The sequence below is a fragment of the Cytobacillus horneckiae genome, assembly GCF_002835735.1.
Taxonomy (GTDB): Bacteria; Bacillota; Bacilli; order Bacillales; family Cytobacillaceae; genus Cytobacillus; species Cytobacillus horneckiae.
The window spans coordinates 1-23,724 of sequence record NZ_PISD01000001.1 but is presented as its reverse complement, the minus strand read 5'-3'; the positions used below and the strand labels follow the sequence as shown (position 1 = coordinate 23,724).

Annotated in this window: 14 protein-coding genes, 21 tRNA genes and 1 pseudogene; 4 read left to right on the top strand and 32 right to left on the bottom strand. The window is 37.4% G+C overall.

The annotated features are described in order from the left end of the window. Positions 1-6 precede the first annotated feature (6 nt). Both menD and CWS20_RS00175 read right to left on the bottom strand, forming a co-directional pair. Positions 7-1,746 carry a 2-succinyl-5-enolpyruvyl-6-hydroxy-3-cyclohexene-1-carboxylic-acid synthase gene (gene menD, locus CWS20_RS00180; protein WP_066190941.1) on the bottom strand — a complete coding sequence of 580 codons (1,740 nt, stop codon included), beginning with the start codon at positions 1,744-1,746 and terminating at the stop codon, positions 7-9. Continuing rightward, positions 1,743-3,146, bottom strand: a complete 1,404-nt coding sequence (locus CWS20_RS00175; RefSeq protein ID WP_241198896.1) for an isochorismate synthase — start codon at positions 3,144-3,146, stop codon at positions 1,743-1,745. The genes menD and CWS20_RS00175 overlap by 4 nt, the downstream gene beginning before the upstream one ends. A gap of 283 nt (positions 3,147-3,429) precedes the next feature. Between CWS20_RS00175 and CWS20_RS00170 the strand changes: the two genes are divergently transcribed. Continuing rightward, complete coding sequence (locus CWS20_RS00170) at positions 3,430-4,362, top strand: 1,4-dihydroxy-2-naphthoate polyprenyltransferase (protein WP_066190935.1); 933 nt, start codon at positions 3,430-3,432, stop codon at positions 4,360-4,362. 243 nt (positions 4,363-4,605) lie between these two features. Here the strand turns inward: CWS20_RS00170 and CWS20_RS00165 are convergent, their stop codons facing one another. From CWS20_RS00165 to CWS20_RS00150, 4 genes are read right to left on the bottom strand one after another with little or no spacing between them, the layout of a single operon-like run. Continuing rightward, positions 4,606-6,246 carry a carbamoyltransferase family protein gene (locus CWS20_RS00165; protein WP_066190932.1) on the bottom strand — a complete coding sequence of 547 codons (1,641 nt, stop codon included), beginning with the start codon at positions 6,244-6,246 and terminating at the stop codon, positions 4,606-4,608. Positions 6,247-6,300: 54 nt separating this feature from the next. Then, positions 6,301-7,014, bottom strand: coding sequence for a 4'-phosphopantetheinyl transferase family protein (locus CWS20_RS00160; protein WP_083957171.1), 714 nt, complete (start codon positions 7,012-7,014; stop codon positions 6,301-6,303). 8 nt (positions 7,015-7,022) lie between these two features. Further along, positions 7,023-7,988, bottom strand: a complete 966-nt coding sequence (locus tag CWS20_RS00155) for a D-2-hydroxyacid dehydrogenase (protein WP_066190929.1) — start codon at positions 7,986-7,988, stop codon at positions 7,023-7,025. Between the two features lie 10 nt (positions 7,989-7,998). Then, a complete protein-coding gene (locus CWS20_RS00150) occupies positions 7,999-9,288 on the bottom strand; it encodes an MFS transporter (protein ID WP_066190927.1) in 1,290 nt (429 codons plus the stop codon). Between the two features lie 73 nt (positions 9,289-9,361). Here CWS20_RS00150 and CWS20_RS00145 point away from each other — a divergent pair, with 73 nt between their 5' ends. The 3 genes from CWS20_RS00145 to CWS20_RS00135 all read left to right on the top strand — a co-directional run bounded on the left by CWS20_RS00145 (position 9,362) and on the right by CWS20_RS00135 (position 13,250). Further along, positions 9,362-10,579, top strand: a complete 1,218-nt coding sequence (locus CWS20_RS00145) for a DNA glycosylase AlkZ-like family protein (RefSeq protein ID WP_101226178.1) — start codon at positions 9,362-9,364, stop codon at positions 10,577-10,579. 457 nt (positions 10,580-11,036) lie between these two features. After that, positions 11,037-11,906: a helix-turn-helix domain-containing protein gene (locus tag CWS20_RS00140; RefSeq protein WP_066190922.1), complete on the top strand. Its 870-nt coding sequence runs from the start codon at positions 11,037-11,039 to the stop codon at positions 11,904-11,906. 498 nt (positions 11,907-12,404) lie between these two features. Next, entirely contained in the window at positions 12,405-13,250 is an 846-nt protein-coding gene (locus tag CWS20_RS00135) for a dimethylarginine dimethylaminohydrolase family protein (protein ID WP_180321492.1), read from the top strand. 46 nt (positions 13,251-13,296) lie between these two features. Here CWS20_RS00135 and CWS20_RS00130 read toward each other — a convergent pair whose 3' ends face one another. The 26 genes and pseudogenes from CWS20_RS00130 to CWS20_RS00005 form a co-directional block, all read right to left on the bottom strand. Beyond that, positions 13,297-15,693: a glycogen/starch/alpha-glucan phosphorylase gene (locus tag CWS20_RS00130; protein WP_066190919.1), complete on the bottom strand. Its 2,397-nt coding sequence runs from the start codon at positions 15,691-15,693 to the stop codon at positions 13,297-13,299. After that, positions 15,683-17,134, bottom strand: a complete 1,452-nt coding sequence (glgA, locus tag CWS20_RS00125) for a glycogen synthase GlgA (protein WP_066190917.1) — start codon at positions 17,132-17,134, stop codon at positions 15,683-15,685. The genes CWS20_RS00130 and glgA overlap by 11 nt, the downstream gene beginning before the upstream one ends. Further along, the gene (locus CWS20_RS00120) at positions 17,131-18,159 is read right to left on the bottom strand and encodes a GlgC family sugar phosphate nucleotidyltransferase (RefSeq protein ID WP_066190914.1); all 1,029 of its coding nucleotides are present in this window, start codon (positions 18,157-18,159) and stop codon (positions 17,131-17,133) included. The genes glgA and CWS20_RS00120 overlap by 4 nt, the downstream gene beginning before the upstream one ends. A gap of 206 nt (positions 18,160-18,365) precedes the next feature. Next, positions 18,366-19,505, bottom strand: a complete 1,140-nt coding sequence (locus CWS20_RS00115) for a glucose-1-phosphate adenylyltransferase (protein ID WP_066190910.1) — start codon at positions 19,503-19,505, stop codon at positions 18,366-18,368. After that, a pseudogene (gene glgB, locus CWS20_RS00110) lies at positions 19,462-21,379 on the bottom strand (1,4-alpha-glucan branching protein GlgB). The gene CWS20_RS00115 and the pseudogene glgB overlap by 44 nt, the downstream one beginning before the upstream one ends. A gap of 235 nt (positions 21,380-21,614) precedes the next feature. Continuing rightward, positions 21,615-21,686: transfer RNA gene (locus CWS20_RS00105), tRNA-Glu, on the bottom strand. A 9-nt stretch (positions 21,687-21,695) separates the two neighbouring features. Further along, positions 21,696-21,786 (bottom strand) — tRNA-Ser (locus CWS20_RS00100). Between the two features lie 4 nt (positions 21,787-21,790). Beyond that, a tRNA-Asn gene (locus CWS20_RS00095) sits at positions 21,791-21,865 on the bottom strand. A gap of 14 nt (positions 21,866-21,879) precedes the next feature. Further along, positions 21,880-21,956: transfer RNA gene (locus CWS20_RS00090), tRNA-Ile, on the bottom strand. Positions 21,957-21,961: 5 nt separating this feature from the next. After that, positions 21,962-22,035: transfer RNA gene (locus CWS20_RS00085), tRNA-Gly, on the bottom strand. A gap of 10 nt (positions 22,036-22,045) precedes the next feature. Continuing rightward, a tRNA-His gene (locus CWS20_RS00080) sits at positions 22,046-22,121 on the bottom strand. Between the two features lie 17 nt (positions 22,122-22,138). After that, a tRNA-Phe gene (locus CWS20_RS00075) sits at positions 22,139-22,214 on the bottom strand. Between the two features lie 16 nt (positions 22,215-22,230). Then, positions 22,231-22,307 (bottom strand) — tRNA-Asp (locus CWS20_RS00070). A gap of 3 nt (positions 22,308-22,310) precedes the next feature. Next, positions 22,311-22,384: transfer RNA gene (locus tag CWS20_RS00065), tRNA-Met, on the bottom strand. 188 nt (positions 22,385-22,572) lie between these two features. Further along, positions 22,573-22,665, bottom strand: a tRNA-Ser gene (locus CWS20_RS00060). A 14-nt stretch (positions 22,666-22,679) separates the two neighbouring features. Next, a tRNA-Ile gene (locus tag CWS20_RS00055) sits at positions 22,680-22,756 on the bottom strand. Positions 22,757-22,770: 14 nt separating this feature from the next. After that, positions 22,771-22,847: transfer RNA gene (locus tag CWS20_RS00050), tRNA-Met, on the bottom strand. Between the two features lie 25 nt (positions 22,848-22,872). Continuing rightward, positions 22,873-22,948: transfer RNA gene (locus tag CWS20_RS00045), tRNA-Ala, on the bottom strand. 11 nt (positions 22,949-22,959) lie between these two features. Continuing rightward, positions 22,960-23,036: transfer RNA gene (locus CWS20_RS00040), tRNA-Pro, on the bottom strand. A 7-nt stretch (positions 23,037-23,043) separates the two neighbouring features. Continuing rightward, a tRNA-Arg gene (locus CWS20_RS00035) sits at positions 23,044-23,117 on the bottom strand. A 22-nt stretch (positions 23,118-23,139) separates the two neighbouring features. Then, a tRNA-Leu gene (locus CWS20_RS00030) sits at positions 23,140-23,228 on the bottom strand. Positions 23,229-23,243: 15 nt separating this feature from the next. Beyond that, positions 23,244-23,318 (bottom strand) — tRNA-Gly (locus CWS20_RS00025). Positions 23,319-23,333: 15 nt separating this feature from the next. Further along, positions 23,334-23,418, bottom strand: a tRNA-Leu gene (locus CWS20_RS00020). Positions 23,419-23,428: 10 nt separating this feature from the next. Further along, positions 23,429-23,504, bottom strand: a tRNA-Lys gene (locus tag CWS20_RS00015). 19 nt (positions 23,505-23,523) lie between these two features. Next, positions 23,524-23,599, bottom strand: a tRNA-Thr gene (locus tag CWS20_RS00010). 28 nt (positions 23,600-23,627) lie between these two features. Next, positions 23,628-23,703: transfer RNA gene (locus CWS20_RS00005), tRNA-Val, on the bottom strand. Between the last annotated feature and the right edge of the window lie 21 nt (positions 23,704-23,724).

The window sequence follows — 23,724 nt, the reverse complement described above, 5'->3', positions numbered from 1 at the left end:
CGGGATTCACCCTTCCAATAATCGACTTATTTCCCGGGAAACAGCATCCCACAAATCTCGATGCTCTTGCACATTTTTGTCTCGTTTAGTCACTAGTTCTAGTACTTGAAACGTGTCAGTTTCATTTAACAATGCTGAAGAAAAATGCACCCAATCTGTTATCTTTTCATATTTCCCGCCAAACATTTTTACACTATGCTCAAAGTTAATATTTAATGGCGTGCCAAAAAGCAGTTCAAAATTCTTGGGATGCTCCGCTTGCGGGAGAAAGGAAAAAATCCCACCACCATTATTGTTAATAACAATAATGTGGATTGCTATATGATACAGCTTACTGGCAATGAGTCCATTTAAATCATGAAAGAATGTCAGATCACCTACAATGAGATAGAGCGGCTGCGAAAACATGGCTGCTCCTAATGCCGTTGACACAGTTCCGTCGATTCCATTCGCGCCTCGATTTGCCATTACCGTGATAGACTTATTATTCACATGAAAAAAGGTATCAAGATCTCTAATCGGCATGCTATTGCCGACAAATACAGTCGCACCTTCCGGCAGCAGCTCAGCCAGTTGAGCGAAGATTTTCCCCTCATTTAGTTCTTCAATATGCAAGACAGCTCGCAATTGTTCTTTTGTAAGAGTATTTATCTCTCGCCATAGATTCAGATAGCTTGCCTGCTCACTTTTTGATGTATAAGAGGCGACCTTTTTACAAAATAGCGTTTCCTGGCAATAAATCATGTCAGTCGATAATAATGCTGGATCTCTAAAGCCTCCGCCTCCATCAATCACAATTTGGCGAACTTCCGGATGGGACTTTAAAAATAATAGCAGTGGTTTTGAGACAGGCATTGCACCAAAACGAATGATAACATCTGGCTTTAATTGCTGTTTCGCGGTTTCATTTTTTAATAATGAATCATAAGCATCAATCACATGCTCTTTCCGGTGCTGTCCGCTTCTTAACTGAGAAAGCGGATCCGCTAATATTGGGTAATTCAAGGACTCTGCTAACGATATAACCGCTTCTGTAAACCCATCTTCCTCTATCGGCCCACAGATAATCATCCCTTTTTCATATGAGCCAAGCTCAGCGGCAAGCTCTTTATAATGGTCTTCCTGTAAAGAATACTGCGCTGGCTCTACGGTAATATATCCGTCTTTCCTGTTGGAAAGCGAGAACAATTCGGGATGATTTAAATCCGGTATTAAAGGCTCTCTAAATGGAAAATTCATATGAACAGGACCAGCAGGCGATTGTTTTGCTGTTGCTGCTGCTCTTGCACAGGCAGTCCGTACATAGCGAATCACACCTTCCGAATCTTCTGGAGGTGCCATTTCGATAAACCACTTCACATGCTTTCCATAAAGATGAAGCTGATCAATTGCCTGGGGTGCACCGACATCTCTAAGCTCATGCGGTCTATCAGCCGTAAGCACTATGAGAGGAACTCTTGAATAAAATGCTTCTACAATGGCAGGATAATAGTTCGCTGCTGCTGTTCCAGATGTACATAGAATGGCCACTGGCCTACTCGATGCCTTGGCCATTCCTAAAGCAAAAAAGGCAGCCGAGCGTTCGTCTACATGAATATGTATACGAAGCTCAGGATGCTCTGCCATTACCATCGCCATAGGAGTTGACCGTGATCCAGGACTCACTACAACATCTTCAATACCATTGTTAACAAGCTCAGATATAAATGAAGCAATATATTTTGTTAATGCCTGTTGATGATTCATTGTTTGTTACCTCCAAGCGCTGTCAGCATCGGACGAAACTTAATATTTGTTTCCTGATATTCACTATCAATATCAGAGTCCTTAACAACGCCGCATCCTGCAAATATAGATGCCTCATTTTGTTGAATTAAACCTGACCTCAGTGCTACAGCAAAATCGCCATTTCCTTTGTAATCGAGCCATCCAAGTGGACTTCCATATAAGCCGCGATCAAGTGCCTCAAGCTCCCTAATGGTTTCCACGGCTTTTTCGCGAGGAACTCCGCCAAGTGCAGGAGTAGGATGCAATCGTTCTATTAAGGAAAGCAACGAGCTATTTTCACCTGCTTCTGCTGTTACAGGTGTATATAAATGTTGAATATCTCTTAGCTTTAATAATACAGGACCATTTGGTAGCTCCACATTACTGCTTACCTGCTCCATCGCACGCTTGATCATATCGACGACATATTGATGTTCTATAAGATTCTTTTGATCAGAAAGTAGCTCATTGCCAAGCTGCTCATCTTCGTCCGGTGTAAGACCACGCTTAATTGATCCTGCAAGACATGTTGTAAACAATTGCTTACCTTGCTTTTTAACAAGCCTTTCAGGTGATGCACCAATAAAGCAGTCTCCATTCGATTCAAAAGCAAAAATAAAGCTGTTTTTCTGATTTTTAATTAATTTGTTTAATACGGATTCTATGCGAATCGGCTTTTCATAGCTTAAGCGTGTTTCTCTCGCTAGTACGACCTTCTTCATATCACCGTTTTTCATTGCATTTACTACTTGGCCGACAGCATTTTTCCATTGCTGCGGAGCAATTTCCTCTTGTGAAATAATGTTATTAGCACTATCTTGTAAACTGCTGCTACATGATAATAGCTGTTTCCTTTCGTTCAATACTTTTTGCAGCAGTGATTCATCATCATGCTGAGTACAAACGATATTTGTGGTCATATATGATTGTCCATCATATTGACTATACATAAACCTCGGAATATGAAAGATTGAATCAGAAAATTTCGACCACAGCTCGGTTTTTTCCTTTAAAGGATCAAATGAAAATCCGCCAAACATGGTAGGACCTGTTCCTTCCAAGCCATAAGGATTTAGCACAACTGCTTCTTCCATTACATTTTTCCATTGTTTCTCCACATGAAAAAAGCGGTCAGTAACCTGATCCGATTGAATGTGTTCACATATCCCGATTCCAATAATAAATATTTCATCAGAAGAGCCTTTCCAAAAAAAGCGTTCACCAAAATAATCTTGATGTCCTGCTGTAAAAACATTGAGTGGTTCAACTTGATCGACTTTTTGAACTTCACTTACTAACACCGGCTTCTCAAGATTTTTCGCTTTGGCAATTGCTTTTTGAATCCCTTCTTTTAGCTCCGTATGTTGTATCGTAACCAAAAAAATCCCTCCAATAACAGCGCCATAGCTGCTATCCTTCATTCATTTAAGATACACCTCTTGGTGAAGAGATGTCAATTAATCATATTACTGTTCACTTCCTTATTATATATTAAATTGTACAAGTAGGTGAAATAGATTATAGGAAAAATCCACCTCTTATACATGCAAATTATTGTTGACACTCTAGTAGACATTACCTAAACTTAGTATGTGAATCTTTTTCATAGACTAAAAACGAATTAATATTACTTACAATTGAAGGTATGATTGGAGGACCCTGATGCAATCTCAACCTCAAACAAATATTTCTCAACCATCTTCCAAAAAAGCTTGGAAGGTTTGGTGGCAGTTAACAAGACCTCATACTTTGACCGCAGCTTTTGTGCCAGTCCTTTTAGGAACGGCTTTAGCTGTATATGAATCAAGTCTCCATGTCGGGCTGTTTATCGCTATGATGATTGCTAGTTTATTTTTGCAAATTGCCACAAATATGTTCAATGAATACTATGATTTCAAACGCGGTAATGATACGGCGGAATCTGTAGGCATTGGCGGAGCGATTGTACGCGAAGGTGTGAAGCCGCGCACCGTTCTCAATGCTGCGCTATGCCTATATGGTCTTTCAATTATCATTGGTATTTATATTTGCATGAATAGCAGCTGGTGGTTAGCTATTATCGGATTAGCCTGTATGGCTGTTGGCTATTTATATACTGGCGGACCACTTCCCATTGCTTATACACCGTTTGGAGAAATCATCTCAGGATTTGTTATGGGTATGATGTTAATTCTTATTGCCTTCTTTATTCAGACTGGCTATATTACTACAACAAGTGTATTAGTTGCTGTCCCTAGCTTAATTCTAGTAGGGGGAATCATGCTTTCTAATAATATTCGCGACCTTGACGGAGATAAGGAATTTGGTCGCAAAACACTTGCTATATTAATCGGGCGGAAAAAAGCGGTTAAGCTTCTTGCTGCCATGTTTCTTACAGCGTATATTTGGGTGTTTATCCTAATCGCAACAAATGTTGTTTCACCATGGCTTATTCTAGTTTTATTAAGTGCTCCTAAGCCAATTAAGGCTGTTAAAGGCTTCAAAGGTAAAACAATCGCTTTTGAAATGATACCAGCAATGAAAAATACGGCACAAACAAATACATTTTTTGGATTATTATTAGCGGTAGGTCTTTTTCTAGGATATTTCATCTAATTATCTGCGTCTTTGTTTCATACAAAGGCGCATTTTTTATTGGCTGTTCTCTAAATTATTGTTTTACATAGAAATGGAGCGTAACGTGGACAATGTTTCATTTTTATTGCGGCGTAAGAAAAGCACCTCCTAAAATTGATACCTTAATCGTATCAGGAGATGCTTCGTATTTATATTCAGTGTTTAAATCAGGGCTCACGGTCCATCTCATACAACCACTTTAAAATCCTTTTTAAGGATTTCCTAGTTATCAAGTACTTTTTTACTAATGATAAATCCATTAATCACTAAATAGTCTATATCGGTTTTAAGAAAACAGTTTAATGCATCTTCTGGACTTTCTACAATTGGCTCCCCGTTATCGTTAAATGAAGTATTTAATAATACTGGCACACCAGTCTGCTTGTAAAAGCTAGAAACTAAAGCGTGTAACTGTGGATTTAATTTATTTGATACTGTTTGCACCCTTCCGGTACCATCTGCGTGTGTGACGGCAGGAATTTTATCTTGCTTATCAATCTTTATTTTAGGTACTAGTAACATGTAATATGATGGATGCTCTAATTCAAAATATTCTGTTTGATACTCTTCCAATACAATAGGAGCGAACGGTCTAAATCCTTCTCTATGCTTAACACGTTTATTTAGTATATCCTTCATATCTTTTCTTCTAGGATCAACTAAAATACTTCTATTACCTAATGCTCGTGGACCAATTTCAGATCGTCCATTAAACCATGCAATGATCGAGCCTTTTGTCAGTAACTTAGCTACTGCATCAACATAGTCATCAGGCTTTTCTATATTTATCAGGTTCCCATGCTTATCCAATGAATCTAGCATTTCTCTTTCGCTATAATTCTTACCTAGGTATGGTGAAAAAAGATTGTTCAAATCTTCTCTTGGTTTATTATTTAATACATGGAATCCATACAAAGCTGCGCCAATTGAAGTACCTGCATCTCCGCTTGCAGGTTGAACATAGATGTTTTCAAATGGAGTATTCTCCAGTACTTTTAGATTTGCCACACTGTTTAAAGCAACGCCTCCAGCTAAGCAAAGATTTTTAGACTGTGTTATATCATAGAGAGCATTACAAATTGAAATCATTATTTGTTCTAAGTGATGTTGTACGGCATAAGCAAGGTCAGCAGTTGTATGAAAGCGATCTTTTGTATTTTTTAGTACGTTTCTAATATATACAACCATTTCTAACTTTTGTTCATGAGATTGTCTAAAAATATATCCATCGATGCTATAAAAACGCTTGAAATCACCTACATAAGTTTCTTTACCATATGGAGCTAGTCCCATCGTCTTTCCTTCTTCTAGAAAACCAAATCCAATTTCTGCAGTTACTCTGTAGTAAAACCTACCAATAGAATTCTCAAAAAGAGTCCATCCCGAAACAGGATTTTCAATTCCACTGCCATGAACTTTTCCAATGTCCTTAATTTCATTATTCGTTCCCTTGTAAAGTGATATTGTTTCATGAGTGTTACTGGAGGAATCTATTAAAGTTCCAATTCCGTCTACTACTAAAATAGCCGCATCGTTATATGGTGATGTATAATATGTGCTAGCTGCATGTGTAAGGTGATGATTAAGCATTACAATCTGTTTTGGAAGTTGAGGTATGTAGTCCTTATTCATCAAATCATTCCCGAAAAAACAATCAATCTCATTCAGAGTAATATCTGCTTGGTCGAGACAATACTGAATTGACCTCCATTCTTTAGCTAAAGGTGTAATACTTAAATCTTTCTGAAGTGAGTATTTAGAACGTGTAAGTCTTTCATCTTCAATTGAACAAAGAATTTCACCATCTTTTATTAATGTTGCAGAGAAGTCATGTTCAGAGCCACCTATTCCAAGTACATACATTGTACTGCCTCCTATTATAGAAATTATTCGAATAATTAAGTAAGAGCATTTAATTTATAATAGACTTTTGAATTCTTTAAAAAGCGTTTGATAGTCTACTACTGTAATTTCTTTTTCCATATTTATTTCCCTACCGCAAACCGCCAACTTATAATCTTTATCTATATAATATTGTTTAAATGAGTATTCTAGCTCTTTATCCTCTATATCTAATACCTTAATTAACTCATTTTCCTTTAATATCGTAAATGAAGTGAATGGTATCGCTAATCCAGTACCTTCCGCTTTTAGGAAGCTTTCTTTTAGAGTCCAAAATTCAAAAAAATAATTAGAAATATCCTGTTCTCTTAAATTCGAGAACAAACACTGTTCTTTATTAGAAAAGAAATGATTAAAATACAAAGTAACGTCTATATCTAAATTTATACGTTCAATATCTATACCAATTGGTTGGTCAGAAATTGCTAAGACTACCCATTCTCCAGAATGAGATAAATTAAATTCTAAACTCTTGCCATCAATATTATTAATAAAAGGCTTTCCATAATAGTTGTATGAAAAACGTAAGTCCTTATTAGGAAGGCCAATATACTTACATAAGATTGTTCTAATCAAACATTGGCCGACTAAGCTCAAATACTGATCTTCTTTAAACCTCAGCCTATTAACTTTTCCTTTCTGATTATCATCTAAGTTATTGAGAATTAAATGATAGTCAGAATTTACAATATCTTTCGGAACCCTGATAGCATAGCTAGAATAGACCATTTCCCCTCCTAGTTGTAATAAGTAAAATGTAAATCAACTTGGTTTACCATACATTCATATTCTTCTTTTTCATAGCAGAGTAGATTTGAAATAATTATATTAGTCATCCGTGCATATACAAGAGGTGAAGAATCTGATATATGAGGAGTTATCATTACATTTTCCAATTCCCATATAGGGTTATTCCAAGATAAGGGCTCCTCTTCTACCACATCTAAAACAGCACCTTTAATTCTCTTTTCCTTAAGAGCATACACTAAATAGGACTCATCCAGAATTTCCCCTCTAGCTAGGTTTATTAGATAAGATGTTGGCTTTATTAAGGAAAGTTTATCTTTAGAAAGCAGATTTTTAGTACTATTTGTTAAAGGCAAAGTGACAATAATAAAGTCTGAGGTAGATAACACTTTATCAATATCGTCCATTGAACTAACCTTGTCAAAAGGAGATACATCCCGACCATTAGTGTTTATACCAACTACTTTTGTGTTAAATGCCTTTAATTTTTTCGCTATTTCTGTACCAATAGCACCTGTTCCGATAATGCTAACTACTTTTCCATCGAGTTCTTCTGAAGTTAGCGCTGGATTCCAATTTCTTTCTTTTTGGAATCCTAAGTATTGGTTAAAATGTTTAGCTAACATTAACATAGCTCCAACAGTATATTCAGCCATCGGTATAGCATGAATACCTTTAGAATTAGTTACTAAAATTGATTTATTTTTCATTAACCAATCAAACGGTAAAGAATTTACCCCTGAAGTCAAGACATGTATCCATTTTAAGTTTGTTAGATTTTTCAACCAATCTTCATGTAAGTCATCAGCATATGCAATTAAAACATTCGGATTAACATTACTAGTGACTGCTTCATTTTTATTATCAAAAAAATGAAATGTAACACTTTGGAAGGCATTAATTAATTTTTCTCGACTCTGTTTATCTAGACTCGTAGTAACTAATACTGTAATCATATAAATCTCCTTATTCCATCGTATTAGGAAGTTTTGAATCATTTTCAATCGTTTTTTGCGCTGTCTTTTTATATAGCTTTTCGCTAAATAATATTGGAGCCATAATAAGCACAATCACACCAGTAATGCTGCCCGATAACAACATCCCATCTAATGGAAGAATAGCTAAAAATAAGCCACTCAAGCCAAAACCAATTGAATGTGATGCATTAATTAAACTAAAACCTTCTGATTTTCTGTCCTCTGGTATTTCCAGCTCAACAGCCTGTGAGCGTACAATCATTAATGGAGCAGTACAAGTTCCAATAACAACAAGTGAAATGATTAACCATAACCATGACTCACTTAAAAACAAGCTGAAGCAACCAATTGTTATTAAAACAAGCAAGCAGCAAGCTTGAGAAAATTTTGAGTACTTAATTTTACTTTCAAATGTTGCATATAATAGACCACTTACAATACTAAATACCGCAACAACTCCAATTAGAATAGCAGCTGTATTAGCACCACCACCAAAAGCTTGAGAAATAGGATAAGCACCTGTTTCAGCAGTTCCTAAGATATGTCCAAATGCAATACTTGCTAGAAGCCAGAAAATATAACGTGGATTTAGCCATAAACTCTTCGGAGCAGCAAAAGATTCCGTAACATTTGATTCATTCTCCAATTTATTATCTTCTGATCCCTTAGCTAGTAAGTATGCTAATAATGCTGATAGTAGAGAAGCTACTACCATTGCAAATCCAGTACCTGGTTTCCATATCGTTGAAAATGCAGCCGCTATTAATGGAGATGTAACTACAACAACCTCAATCATTGTTGCATCAAAAGCAATTGCAGAGGAGATAAGGTTCCTTGGAACGATTCTACTTAAAAGTGTTCTAAATCCACCTGGAGCCCCTGCTAAGAACATCCCTGATAAGCCAGCTAAAATTATCAATATAAATGAGGGTGCCTTAAAAACTGTTGCTAACGTTAATAACAAGAATGAGATAGCACTTCCGATTAATAGAAAAAGCAATCCTTTTGTTATTCCAACTTTATCAACAAAACGGCCGCCTGGTACTGCGAAGAAAGTCAAGCTAATTGTGTAAACCGTTACCATTAATCCACCAACAGTATGACTCCCTGTTGCATAATAACCTATAATTACAAAAGCAAGTGAGGTCATTAATGAAGGTGCTCTCATTAATTGGACAGCTAGTGACCACTTCAAATAATTTTTATGACCAATTACTTCTCTTATTGGGCTCTTCCCTTTTTTATTATCTATTTCAAACACCTCTTTAATTATTGGCAATTTTTTAAAAAAACATTATACATTATGTTAAAATCTTAATAAACATACTAAATCACAGATAAGGAGAGAAGGAATGCTATCGAAAATTCCAATCACTAAAACCAAAGCTAAGAGATTTCTATTAGACGCCCAACTGCTGAATAATCAAAGAACCCCAACCAATGAGGATGAATTAGAGTCAGCATTAAACATTATTAGAATTTTAGAATGTATACAACTTGACCCCATCGCTGCAGTAGAGAGAAACCACCATTTAGTACTTCAAGCAAGACACCCTAACTATCATGTAGAAATACTTGAAAAGTTAATATCGAACCGCCATCTATTTGAATATGTAGCCAATGCTGCTTGTATTATTCCTATAGAGGATTTCCCTAAATTTAAGGTAATACAAGATTTTTATATTCATTCCATTCATACTTCCACTCAAAGTCTTATTCCAGTAATGGAGAAGATAATGGAGCAAATGATTGAAAATGAACCGTTACCTTCAAGAGCTTTTAAGTCGGACAAAATTGTGAAAGGATATTGGGACAACGCGAAACCTACTACAAAAGAAACTACATTAGCACTGAATATACTATTTGATTTAGGTAAAATTACAGTGGCTAAAAGGAACGGTAATGAAAAATTCTTTACTGCGACAGAAAATCATGTGCCTAAAACCTATATAAATGAATTTTCAAATATTAATATTAACGATTCAAAAGAAGCATTAGTAATTAAATATATGAAGGCTTATCGTATTTTTGACTTTGAAGATCAAAGATTTGGTTGGTTTAAAACAACTGCAAAAGAACGCATAGCCATACGTGAAAAACTTTTATATCAAGGAATGATCATCCCAGTCGACATAGAAAATGTAAAAAGACAATATTACATTTTAACTGAAGATGTAGAAAAATTAGAAAGCTCAGATGAGCAGAGTGATTGTTCTACTGTTAAATTTCTCCCTCCATTAGATAATCTATTATGGAGAAGGTCTAGGGTAGAAGATTTATTCGACTTCAGCTACAAATGGGAGATTTATTTTCCCGAATCGAAAAGAGAATTTGGATATTATGCAATGCCAATACTATATGGTGACAAATTAATTGGCAGAATAGATCCTAAATACTTGCGTAAGAGCGATACATTGCAAATTAAGCTGCTTCAGGTAGAAAGTCACACAAAAATAGATTCAAAATTACTTAAGGAGCTAAGAAAAGCCTTAAGACAGTTTGCCTTGTTTCATAAAGCCAAAAATATTGTCATAGAATCTACTTCACCTAAATCACTTAAAAAAAAATAAATATCTAGCGTATTAACGGGTGCTCATAAAACGAGCACCCTCCATTTTGTTATTTCACCAGAATTTTTGAAGAAATAATGTCTAACAGCTCCGCTGGCGCATCTAAAAATGTATAATGATCACCCTGTAGCGTCTGAAATTGAGTTTCTCCATACTACCGAGGAATTGAAAAGGACATATTTCTACGTCTCCAATTAATTGAGGCCAGCCTCTATACTTACTTTCTCCACAACCTGAGCTCCAGCACACTCCCTTTTTTTCAAATTACTAATCACAGAGAGTGAACCTATTTACATTTTAAATAGCCTTCTTTTTTAAATTTATAACATAATATGACAATTAATGATTTATATGTTAATGTATCTTTATCAGTACTTTTCTTTAATTTACTCTTATTATCTCTGTTTTTCATATACTCTGATTAAAATAATTATATAAGGAGACTATTCGATTCTGTATGGTAATAATAAATAATAACTTAGCCCAACTTATTAAGGATTTAAGACAAAGTATAGGGATTAGCCAGCGGGAACTTGCTGAGGGAGTTTGTAGTCAGTCTGAGATTAGTCAAATTGAAAACGGGAAAATTATACCATGCATTTACACATTAATGTCTATTTCTGAACGTTTAGGTGTGGAACCAGTGTATTTTATTGATCGAATGAATAAGGATGAATATACATTATTAATTAATATAAAAAAAGAAATACGCGATTGTTCACATAATAAGAATTATATTAAAATGAGTAAGCTTATAAAAAAATATGAAGGATTAGCATGCTTTAGACCGTTGGAGGAAAAGCAATTTATTATTTGGCATAAAGGGATTGTTGAGTATTATGTTAATAACGACCCTATATTAGCCCAGCAGTATCTAAATTATGCATTATCACTTAGACATTCATTTTATAAAACCAGTCAAGATGTCAATATTTTAAATAGCTCTGCTATTATGTATGCTGAAGTTGGGGATCATCATCAAGCAATAGGTGCCTTTAAAGAGGCAATATCTCTTTATGAACTATCTGATACAATTGCAGATTTTAAACTACATATTAAACTTCTATATAATATAAGTAAAAGTTATACAAAAAATGGTGAATGGACAATTGCTGAGAAGTATTGTGATTTAGGGATAAAGAAATGTAAAAAAGAATATACATTCTATCTTTACGGGGAATTATTTTATCAAAAAGCACTTATTTCTAAATTAAAAGGCGACTATAAAGAAGCAAGCAAGCAATTCAATAAATCTCTTTTTATTTTTACAGAAAGTAAACGGGAAAATTACATCAAAGCAACGTTAAATCAATTAGAAGAAATGTAAATCCCTATTCCAACAACACTTAAAAACATGCAGCGCCTCCTGATACGATACGGAGAAATTAATTCGTTTGCAGCCAGAGCAATTGGCCTATACAAATAAACAGCTATTAAACAGAATGATCCTTCTTTTACTGATTCTGAGCACAGAAGAACAAAGCCAACAGTGTTTCTTAAACTGTTTGAACGAGAAATTCATAAAAAAGAAATGATTCATTGCTTGATGATGTAAGAGTAGTAATGATTTAGATTAGAAAAAAAATTCAAATATTTTCTTCCGAATAAACAGAAAAAAAACAGCAAAAGTATTGCAAGCCAATCGTGGAGAAATTCCTTCATAGCGTTGAAACAGGACAAATGGTTTAAAAGCATTCTTGTATGATTGCCGCATTCCTTCTTTACTATGTTAAAATAATTAAATTTTCAATTTATTCAGCGTGATTTAAAAGTGTGTACAAGGGAATATTATTGAAAAAAGGAATGAACTAAGGAGGAGTAAAGGATGCTGACAAACAAATACAAGGCAGGATGCAAAACAGAATACGATACGCTTAGAAAAGTCATTTTATGCGAGCCTACATATATGAACATTGACAGTGAAATCAACGAAACTCAAAGAAGATATTCAGATAAAGGTTTCAATGTAAAACTGGCGATTGACCAGCATCGTTCCTTCGTTAATAAGTTGAATGAACAAGGAGTAGAAGTGATTTTGCTTTCTGCAAAGCAGCTGTTTCCTGAACAAGTCTTCACGAGAGATATTGGGTTTACCCTAGGCCAGACAGTCTATGTAGCAGAAATGGCAACTGATGTGCGCCGCGGTGAAGATGAAGTATTAAAGCAGTGGCTGGCAGAACAGCATGTTCAATTTCAAAATTTACAGCATTATCGTATAGAAGGTGGAGATGTCATTATTGATGGCTCTACAATTTATATTGGGCAAAGTGACAGAACTGAGCATAAAGCGATCAAATACATTCAAGATCTGCTTCCTCATTACGAAGTGATTTCAGTCCCATTTACTGACACCTACCTCCATTTAGATTGTGTATTCAATGTCCTCTCGCCGACTGAAGCCTTGCTTTATCCCGGTGAAATCGATGAGGAAATCGAAAAGCACCTCTATTCTCGCTATAATATAATCGAAGTAACGAAGGAAGAACAATTCACATTAGGTACAAATGTGCTGTCCATCGGCGATAAAAAAGTATTTAGCCAACCAATCAATAAAAACGTGAATAAGCATCTACGTGATTGCGGTTATGATGTGATAGAGGTGGATATTAGTGAAATTATCAAATCAGGCGGAGCCTTCCGCTGCTGCACAATGCCTCTTTTAAGGGGGTAATACAAAAAAGGCTCTTTTTTATATAAGAGCCTTTTTCGTATTACTTCTATCTTGTCGGGTGAATTCTCCAAATTTCTTTTGCATATTCATCTATTGTGCGGTCACTAGAAAAATAACCTGATTTAGCAATATTCACCAGACTCATTTGCCGCCATTTCATCGAATTTTCATATGCTGCTCCTGTTCTCTCCTGTATGTTTACATAGCTGGCGAAATCACGCAATACGAAATATTGGTCATTCTCCATAACTAAAGAATCAAAGATTGGCTCAAATTCGTCCATTACTTCTGGAAAAAAACCATTTTTTAATTGGTCCATCACTTGCTGAATTCTTTTATCATGGTGGTAATATTCCATTGAATGATATCCGCCATGATGATAATAATTAAGGACTTCCTCAGCACTTAAACCAAAAATAAAGATATTCTCTTCTCCAACCTTTTCATGTATTTCTACATTTGCACCATCTAACGTACCAACCGTTATTGCACCATTCATCATAAACTTCATATTTCCCGTTCCTGAAGCCTCTTTGCTCGCTGTAGAGATTTGTTCGCTCACATCAGCAGCAGGAAATACATCCTCAGCTAAAGAGACGCGGTAATTCTCAAGAAAGGTTACCTTTAATTTATCTTTTGTATAGGGATCATTATTTACTTTTTGTGCCACTGCATTTATTAACTTTATTACTTTTTTGGCAAAATAATAGCCTGGGGATGCTTTAGCTCCAAAAATAAATGTGCGAGGATGCATATGGAAATGAGAATCTTCCTTTAATCGATTATACAAATACATCACATGAAAGATATTTAGTAATTGCCGTTTATAAGCATGCAGCCGCTTTACTTGAATATCAAAAATAGAGTGTTCATCAATCTTTTCACCTGTTTGAGCTTCAATTCTTTTAACAAGCTTTTTCTTATTGGCCAATTTGATAGACGCTAATGAATCAAGAAACGAGGAATCATTGCTATAGGTTAATAATTCTTCTAAATGGTTTGGATTTTTTATCCATTTATCACCAATGCTTTCAGTAATTAGATTAGATAAATGCGGATTAGATTTAAGCAGCCAGTTTCGATGAGTGATCCCGTTTGTCTTGTTATTAAATTTTTCTGGATATATTTTATAAAACTGATTCATTTCTCGATACTTTAGAATATCTGTATGAAGTGCAGCGACCCCATTTACACTATGGCTTCCCACTATTGCTAAATGCGCCATTTTTACTTGGTCATGTGCGATAATTGCAAGGCTCTCAATTTTTTCCCATTCACCTGGATATCGATCCCACAGCTTTTGGCAAAAGCGTTCATTTATTTCATTCACAATCATAAAAATCCTTGGCAATAACGGCTGAAATATGCGAACTGGCCATTTTTCAAGTGCTTCTGACAGGGTCGTATGATTCGTATAGGAAATGGTCTCGGTAGTAATCCGCCAAGCAGTATCCCACCCTAAGCCCTCTTCATCCATCAACACCCTCATTAATTCTGGAATAGCTAGAACAGGATGGGTATCATTAATATGAATACTAATATACTTATGAAATTCGCTTAAGCCGCGATGCTGCCTTTTATATGTTTGAATAATCGATTTAATACTAGCACTCACCAGAAAATACTGTTGTTTTAGTCTGAGGATTTTTCCTTCGTCCTGTGTATCATCTGGATAAAGGAACTCAGAAATGGCTTCTGTTTCTTTCTTATATTTTAATACATCCTGATTGATAGGATAACGGGAAGGTTCTGCACTCCATAACCGCAATGTATTAATCGTATCTGTTTTATAGCCTGCAATCGGCATATCATAAGGAACCGCCGTTACCCTTTCCGCATTGATATGGCGAAACAATTTGCGCCCTTTTTCTTCTCTTACCTCCACTTCCCCCCAAAACGGTATTTCAATGGCTAAATCCGCTTTTCTTACTTCCCAGACATGTCCATTGCGCAGCCATTGATCAGGAAGCTCAACTTGATACCCATCGACAATTTTTTGCTCGAATAAACCGTGTTTATATCTAATCCCGCAACCATGACCAGGAAGGTTTAATGAAGCTAATGAATCGAGAAAACAGGCAGCCAGCCGCCCGAGGCCTCCATTACCTAGCCCAGCATCAGACTCGACCACTTCCAGGTCTGTCAAATCTATTCCTAAGTCGTTCAACCCGCTTTCTACTATGTCTTCAATTCCGAGATTCAAAAGATTATGACGTAACAAACGACCTAATAAAAACTCTATTGAAAAATAATACACTTGCTTCACCTTATCAATGCGATAATGTTCATTTGTATTGATCCACTCTGTACTCACATATTCTCGTATTAATAAACCAAGCGTATAAAATTGATCTTTTACTGTGCTTTCATTAAAGCTTTTTCCACAGGTCATCTCCAGCTTCTTCAAAAAAGCCTCTTTAAATTCGTCTTTATCAGAAAACATGGCTCTCACTCCTAGAGATAACATTTGCATATAGATGGTTATATTTAAATGCAGACTGTGCCCAGCTATAGTCCATATCCATTGCACTTTTTACCAGCTCTGCCCATGCCTTACTGTCCTTATAAAAGGATAATGCCCTTCGATATGTAAACAGCATGTCATGTGCATTAAAGTTCTTGAAAGAAAAACCATTTCCTTCACCAGTAATCTCATTGTAAGACTGGACCGTATCATTCAATCCGCCTGTTTCTCTAACAAGCGGAATCGCTCCATATTTCATCGCAATTAACTGCCCTAAACCGCATGGCTCAAACTTTGATGGCATTAAAAACAGGTCAGCGCCTGCATAGATCTTATGAGCAATATCCTCATTAAAACCTATATAAGCTTTGCATTTATGAGAATAGGCTGCTTCCATCCCTCTAAAGAAATCTTCAAATTCACTATCACCTGTCCCTAGTAAAATAAATTGGACATCAGCTTCCATCATATCGTGGAAAACTCTTTTTACGAGATCCATCCCTTTTTGTTTAGTTACTCTTGTCACCATCACAACTAATGGCGTGTTCCTAAGGACAGGCAGACCAAATAATTTTTGTAAAAACATCTTATTTGCCTTTTTATGTAAGATGTCACTTGAATTAAAAGGCTGGAGGATGATTGTATCCTTCTCAGGGTGGTATACTTCATCATCTATTCCATTCAAAATTCCTTCAAGATCTCTTGATCTCTTTTGTAAAAGTCCATGAAGCTTTTCTCCGTAATAATCTGTTAATATTTCGTCTCGATAGGTTGGGCTGACTGTTGTTATCTTATCAGCCGCAACTATCGCTCCTTTCATAAAATTAATACAATCATAAAATTTAAGCTGATCTTCTCTGAAATGTTCAAAGTCTAAACTAAAGAGGTCATGGATAGCATCTTTCGGAAAAATTCCTTGAAACTGCAAGTTATGAATGGTGAAAACCGTTTTAATAAATTCATATCCAGCTTTCCATTGATATTGAACTTTTAATAAAAATGGAATCATCCCCGTATGCCAATCATGGCAATGAATGATATCTGGATAATAATCTAAAAAGTTTAATGACTCAAGGACCGCACGGTTAAAAAAAGCGAACCTCTCTCCATCATCAAAATAGCCGTAAAGCTTTTCACGTTTAAAGTAATATTCATTATCTATAAAATTAAAGGTGATCCCTTTATATTCGAATTCTTCAATTGCACAATATTGTTCACGCCAGCCTACCTTAACGGTAAACTCAATCTTCTTAATCATAGCATCTTTAAATACATCCGGAATCGTTCCATACTTCGGCAGTATTACACGCACATCTGTCCCTTGCTTCTTTAATTCCTTCGGCAATGATCCGGCAACATCCGCTAATCCGCCCGATTTTATAAATGGAACACATTCTGATACGGCAAATAATACTTTCACGAATTCATCAACGCTCCTTGTACAGTACCTTTTCTAACTACGAATGGCGAGGTTTCTGTTCCTGACAGATGAGTTCCCTTTTCAACCTTAACATCTTTATCTAAAATAACTGAATCCAAAACACAGCCTTCTTGGATTTCACACTTTTGCATTACGATGCAGTTTTTTATGATGGTATTTTTCCCGATTTTAACGCCTCTGGAAATAATACTATTCTCTACTTTTCCTTCTATTTGACATCCATTGGCTACAATGGAATTTTGAACAGAGCATCCATTTAAATACCTTGTTGGCGGTTCATCTTTCACTTTTGTAAAAATAGGCTGTTCAATTAAAAAGAGGTCTTTCCAAATGGGGGGATTCAACAGATCCATACTTGCATGAAAATATGTTTGCACTGAATCTACCATAACTGCTGCTCCAGTATATTCATACGTACATAATGTATAGGGGTGATGGATATCCGAAACGATGTCACTTATACAAGAGTATCCCGTTTCTCCCCTTGAAAGAATCATATTAATTAATAGTGATTTTTTAACTAAGTAAATCTCTAAAGGCTGGCCGTCTTTATTAATTGTCGTAATGTCGCACCCTGCCCTTATATGCCTTTCCAAAACAGGCGTGAAGTCCATATTAAAAATAGTAAAGCAGTTGGCAATTAATGCGTAATCCTGACTGCTTCTATAAAAGTAATCAATATTTGCAGCAAAATGATTAAATGAACCGATGCCATTATTAGGACTATCCAGCATTGGAGAAGGAAAAAAGAATAGACCATCTCTTTTTCTATTTAAATCCCAGTTCTTACCGGAACCTAAATGGTCCATTAAGGAACGATATTGATATTTAGGGAAAATGGCCACACTTTCTATACCGGAATTCACCATATTAGAAAGTATAAAATCAATTAATCTATATCTCCCGGCAAAAGGGACTGCCGCTAACGAGCGATGAATCGTTAGTTCATCTAATCCCTCATGATAGGTTGTTGCATCAATCACACCAAGTAAATGATTATTCAATTACATCCCCTCCTGTATTTGAAATGCACAGCTGGCTCATTCAACCCAGTATGAAAGCCACTAAGAGGGTTGATACACCATTAATAAGGTTCCTTAGCTTTGTTAATTTTGGTGCTATTGATTATCTCTCCTCTCCGGGTAGTCCCATCACCGCTTTTGGCGCCTATCCCCGCTAAAGTTATAGCCTTTTTTAATTAACATGAATATTAAACACCTTGAAGCATCTCTTGAGAGACCAGGATGACATCTTTTTCTCCCTCTGATGCCCTAATGATCGTTCCATCAGGTATGTTAGTATTGGATGGTACAATTGCCCTTTCAATAAGGACATTCCTTCCGATGATTGCATTTGGCATGACAACTGATTCACTAATGAAGGAACCTGATCCTATTGTTACCCCTTGGAAAAGAACAGACTTTGAGACATCTCCTTCTATTGTGCAGCCCTCATTAATTAATGATTGCTTGACTTCAGCATTTGGTGAAATATACTGAGGCGGATGATTAGGATTAACAGAATAGATCCGCCAATCATAATCAAATAAATTTAGTTCACATTGTTCTTCTAATAAGTCCATATTTGCTTCCCATAAGCTTTGAACCGTACCTACATCTTTCCAATAGCCGCTAAATGGATAGGCAACCAGCTTCATCTTTTCATTCAACATCATCGGAATAATATCTTTTCCAAAATCATGGTCAGAATGAGGATTTTGATTATCGCGCTCAAGCATTTGATTAAGCACTGACCATTTAAAAATATATATTCCCATTGAAGCTAAATTATTTTTAGGTTCGCTTGGTTTTTCCTCAAACTCTAAAATATCCAGCTGTTCGTTCGTATTCATAATGCCAAATCTGCTTGCTTCATGCCATGGCACTTCTATGACAGAAATGGTCGCATCGGCATCTTTATCAATATGGTGGTCTAGCATTAAATCATAATTCATCTTGTAAATGTGGTCACCAGATAAAATCAGCACATATTCAGGATCATATTGCTGTAAATAGTTAATATTTTGGTAGATGGCACTTGCCGTTCCTGTATACCACTTCACTTCAGATGATTCACTATATGGTGGCAGCACAGTGACGCCTCCATTTCTGCGATCAAGATCCCAAGCACTGCCTATCCCTATATAAGAATTGAGAATTAAAGGCTGATATTGTGTAAGGACACCAACTGTATCAATTCCGGAATTTGTACAGTTGCTTAATGTAAAATCTATAATCCGGTACTTCCCGCCAAATGGAACAGCAGGCTTTGCTAAATCTTTTGTTAAAGAATTCAGCCTGCTTCCTTTACCTCCTGCTAGCAGCATAGCTACGCATTTTTTCTTGACCATTCCCCTCTCTCCTTCCGCTTTCTTACAGGGCGTAAAATAGAAATTCCAAATGGTGGAATTCTCATTTTTACAGAAAAATGCTTTCCATGAAATGCTTTTTCCTCTGCCTTTAGCACCTTTTTATTTATGCAATTAGAACCGCCAAACTCTTCCTTATCACTATTAAAAATCTCCCGGTATGTGCCCTCCTTTGGAACACCAATCGTGTAATCCTCAAACATTTCTGCTGAAAAATTGCATACTACAATTAACAGATCGTCTTTTTCTAAGCCTGTGCGGATAAATGAGAATATAGATTGATTTTGATTGTTGGCATCTATCCATTCAAATCCCTCAGAAACATGGTCTAGTTCATACAAGGATTTTGAACGTTTATATAACTTTATTAAGTTCTTCACATAATGATTCGTTTTTGCATGCATTTCATATTTTAATAAATGCCAATCTAATTCTTCTTTATCCTTCCATTCTGCAAACTGTCCAAGCTCAAACCCCATAAAGAGAAGCTTTTTTCCAGGATGAGCCATCATAAATCCGAGCAACAATCGATATTGGGCAAATTTTTGCCAATAATCCCCCGGCATCTTGTCCAGGAGTGATTTTTTCCCATGGACGACTTCATCATGCGACAACGGCAAAATAAAGTTTTCAGAGAAAGCATACATGAGTGAAAACGTCATTTTATTATGATATCTAGGACGTTCATGAGGATGTGTTTCCATATATGCGAGAACGTCATTCATCCAGCCCATATTCCATTTATAGTTGAACCCAAGCCCTCCATAATGGATAGGAGAGGTGACTTGCGGCCAATCAGTCGAATCCTCTGCCATCATTAAGAATGACGGATCATATTGGAATACAGCCTTATTTAGTTGCCGGAGAAATTGAATGCCGAATGGATTCTCACGCCTGCTATGATTTGGCCAATAAATAATATTCGAAACGGCGTCAACTCTAAAACCATCAATATGGTATTTATCCATCCAGAAAATAGCATTTGATATAAGGAAACTTCTTACTTCATTTCTTGCTAGATTATAGTTCGCTGTTCCCCAAACCCAATTTTCTCTATCCTCTGCTGTTTCATAATCATATAGGTAGCTTCCATCAAATCGGTATAGCCCTTGATCATCCTTGCAAAAATGGCCTGGAACCCAATCAAGTATTACACCAATATTGTTTTGATGGCATTGATCAATTAGGAACATCAAATCTTCAGGTTTTCCATATCTGCTAGTCGCTGAAAAATATCCAGTCCCTTGGTACCCCCAGGAAATGTCGAGTGGGTGCTCAACCACTGGCAAAAACTCGACATGAGTAAAACCATGGTCTTTTACGTATGGTATGAGGTCATCGGCTAACTCTCTATATGTTAAAAGTTCGCCAGCTTTCTTTTTCCATGAACCTAGATGAACCTCATAAATGAGGAGAGGCTCTTTGAGGAGATTCTTATTTTCTTTATTTCTTAACCATTTCGAATCTTTCCATTGGTAGTTATCTAACGAGTGGACAATCGAGGCAGTTTTTGGTCTTACTTCTGATAAAAAGGCATATGGATCGGCTTTTAATAACCTTTCGCCATTATTTGTAATGATTTCATATTTATACAACTCCCCACATAAATCCTGTTCTATGTAGATGCACCAAACACCTTCACTGTTAATTCTCTGTAGCTCATATTCCGCTCCATTCCAATGATTAAAATCTCCAACTAGGCGGACACAGCTAGCATTCGGGGCCCATACACAGAAGCGAGTTTTAACTTCAGAACCTCCTTTTAGAATATGTGAACCAAAAAACCTATATCCTTCATATAAATTACCTTCATGAAACAAATGCAACTGATAGTCTGTAGGAAATACAGTATTCATACTTACTCTTTTCTCCTCCTCCTTACTGCAGAATGGGCTTTTTCTGTAATATTCAAGTTGAAGATTCAAAACTCCTTGTTAAATATTAAAAATATTTTGACAAATTATGATAGATGCAGTGATTATTCCTCATTTTAGAACAAGATTCATCAATAAACGATTTTGTTTATACCGTATGCTCTCAATAAAATGCATACAAAAAAGCTGCCAACTATAAGTTGACAGCTTTTTTGTATGACCCCTACGGGATTCGAACCCGTGTTACCGCCGTGAAAGGGCGGTGTCTTAACCGCTTGACCAAGGGGCCTAAATATAATGGCGGAGAAGGAGGGATTTGAACCCTCGCGCCGGTTGCCCGACCTACACCCTTAGCAGGGGCGCCTCTTCAGCCACTTGAGTACTTCCCCATTATGGCTCCGCAGGTAGGATTCGAACCTACGACCGTTCGGTTAACAGCCGAATGCTCTACCACTGAGCTACTGCGGAATAGGATAAAATAATGGTGGGCCTAAATGGACTCGAACCATCGACCTCACGCTTATCAGGCGTGCGCTCTAACCAGCTGAGCTATAGGCCCCTATTTGGAGCGGGTGAAGGGAATCGAACCCTCATCATCAGCTTGGAAGGCTGAGGTTTTACCACTAAACTACACCCGCAAAATTTATATGGGGCGGCTGATGGGAATCGAACCCACGAATGTCGGAACCACAATCCGATGCGTTAACCACTTCGCCACAACCGCCATCATTGGAGTTTAAATGGTGGCTCAGGACGGAATCGAACCGCCGACACAAGGATTTTCAGTCCTTTGCTCTACCGACTGAGCTACTGAGCCATATGTAATAAAAAAATGGCGGTCCGGACGGGACTCGAACCCGCGACCTCCTGCGTGACAGGCAGGCATTCTAACCAACTGAACTACCGGACCAGATTGCGGGGGCAGGATTTGAACCTGCGACCTTCGGGTTATGAGCCCGACGAGCTACCGGACTGCTCCACCCCGCGACAATATTATTTATGGAGTTTTTATTTATGCTCCATGCATAGCTTTCTGTTTCTTCCTCTGCAAGTAATCTCAAGGAAGCTTATGCGTCGAAACAACTCGCAGCAAAATCATAGATGATTCGCTCGTTGCTCCACCCCGTGACAATATTATTTATGGAGCCCTTCTCCAAATGTATTTTCAAATAAAATGGCGGAGGAAGAGGGATTCGAACCCCCGCGGGCTTTAACACCCCTGTCGGTTTTCAAGACCGATCCCTTCAGCCGGACTTGGGTATTCCTCCGTCTTAAATGAAAATGGTGGACCTTGTAGGACTCGAACCTACGACCGGACGGTTATGAGCCGTCTGCTCTAACCAGCTGAGCTAAAGGTCCAGGTACATGATATATGGTAGCGGCGGAGGGGATCGAACCCCCGACCTCACGGGTATGAACCGTACGCTCTAGCCAGCTGAGCTACACCGCCAAAATCATATTTATTATAAAATAAATGGTGGAGCCTAGCGGGATCGAACCGCTGACCTCCTGCGTGCAAAGCAGGCGCTCTCCCAGCTGAGCTAAGGCCCCAAAAGTATTCATGGTCGGGAAGACAGGATTCGAACCTGCGACCCCTTGGTCCCAAACCAAGTGCTCTACCAAGCTGAGCTACTTCCCGATACATACGCGCCCGAGAGGAGTCGAACCCCTAACCTTTTGATCCGTAGTCAAACGCTCTATCCAATTGAGCTACGGGCGCATTATCATTTAGATTATGAAAATGGTGCCGAGGACCGGAATCGAACCGGTACGGTAGTCACCTACCGCAGGATTTTAAGTCCTGTGCGTCTGCCAGTTCCGCCACCCCGGCTTATATAGGATACAATGGAGCGGAAGACGGGATTCGAACCCGCGACCCCCACCTTGGCAAGGTGATGTTCTACCACTGAACTACTTCCGCATATTTAAATAGAAATGGTGCGGGTGAAGGGAGTCGAACCCCCACGCCTTGCGGCGCTAGATCCTAAGTCTAGTGCGTCTGCCAATTCCGCCACACCCGCAATATTTAAATGGTGAGCCATGAAGGACTCGAACCTTCGACCCTCTGATTAAAAGTCAGATGCTCTACCAACTGAGCTAATGGCTCGTGCTTAAAAATTAAAAAATGGTGCCGGCCAGAGGACTTGAACCCCCAACCTACTGATTACAAGTCAGTTGCTCTACCAATTGAGCTAGACCGGCATTTTCCTAAAAAATCAAAAAAATTAAATGGTGGAGGATGACGGGATCGAACCGCCGACCCTCTGCTTGTAAGGCAGATGCTCTCCCAGCTGAGCTAATCCTCCAATATGTATGCCCGGCAACGT

Coding starts and splice junctions, on each gene's coding strand:
- CWS20_RS00165 (WP_066190932.1), bottom strand. CDS start 6,246: ATGTATGTACTTGGAATAGGTGGCTCTGAACATGACTTCTCTGCAACA.
- CWS20_RS00115 (WP_066190910.1), bottom strand. CDS start 19,505: ATGGTCAAGAAAAAATGCGTAGCTATGCTGCTAGCAGGAGGTAAAGGA.
- CWS20_RS00135 (WP_180321492.1), top strand. CDS start 12,405: ATGCTGACAAACAAATACAAGGCAGGATGCAAAACAGAATACGATACG.
- menD (WP_066190941.1), bottom strand. CDS start 1,746: ATGAATCATCAACAGGCATTAACAAAATATATTGCTTCATTTATATCT.
- CWS20_RS00130 (WP_066190919.1), bottom strand. CDS start 15,693: ATGTTTTCTGATAAAGACGAATTTAAAGAGGCTTTTTTGAAGAAGCTG.
- CWS20_RS00160 (WP_083957171.1), bottom strand. CDS start 7,014: ATGGTCTATTCTAGCTATGCTATCAGGGTTCCGAAAGATATTGTAAAT.
- CWS20_RS00155 (WP_066190929.1), bottom strand. CDS start 7,988: ATGATTACAGTATTAGTTACTACGAGTCTAGATAAACAGAGTCGAGAA.
- CWS20_RS00140 (WP_066190922.1), top strand. CDS start 11,037: ATGGTAATAATAAATAATAACTTAGCCCAACTTATTAAGGATTTAAGA.
- CWS20_RS00145 (WP_101226178.1), top strand. CDS start 9,362: ATGCTATCGAAAATTCCAATCACTAAAACCAAAGCTAAGAGATTTCTA.
- CWS20_RS00170 (WP_066190935.1), top strand. CDS start 3,430: ATGCAATCTCAACCTCAAACAAATATTTCTCAACCATCTTCCAAAAAA.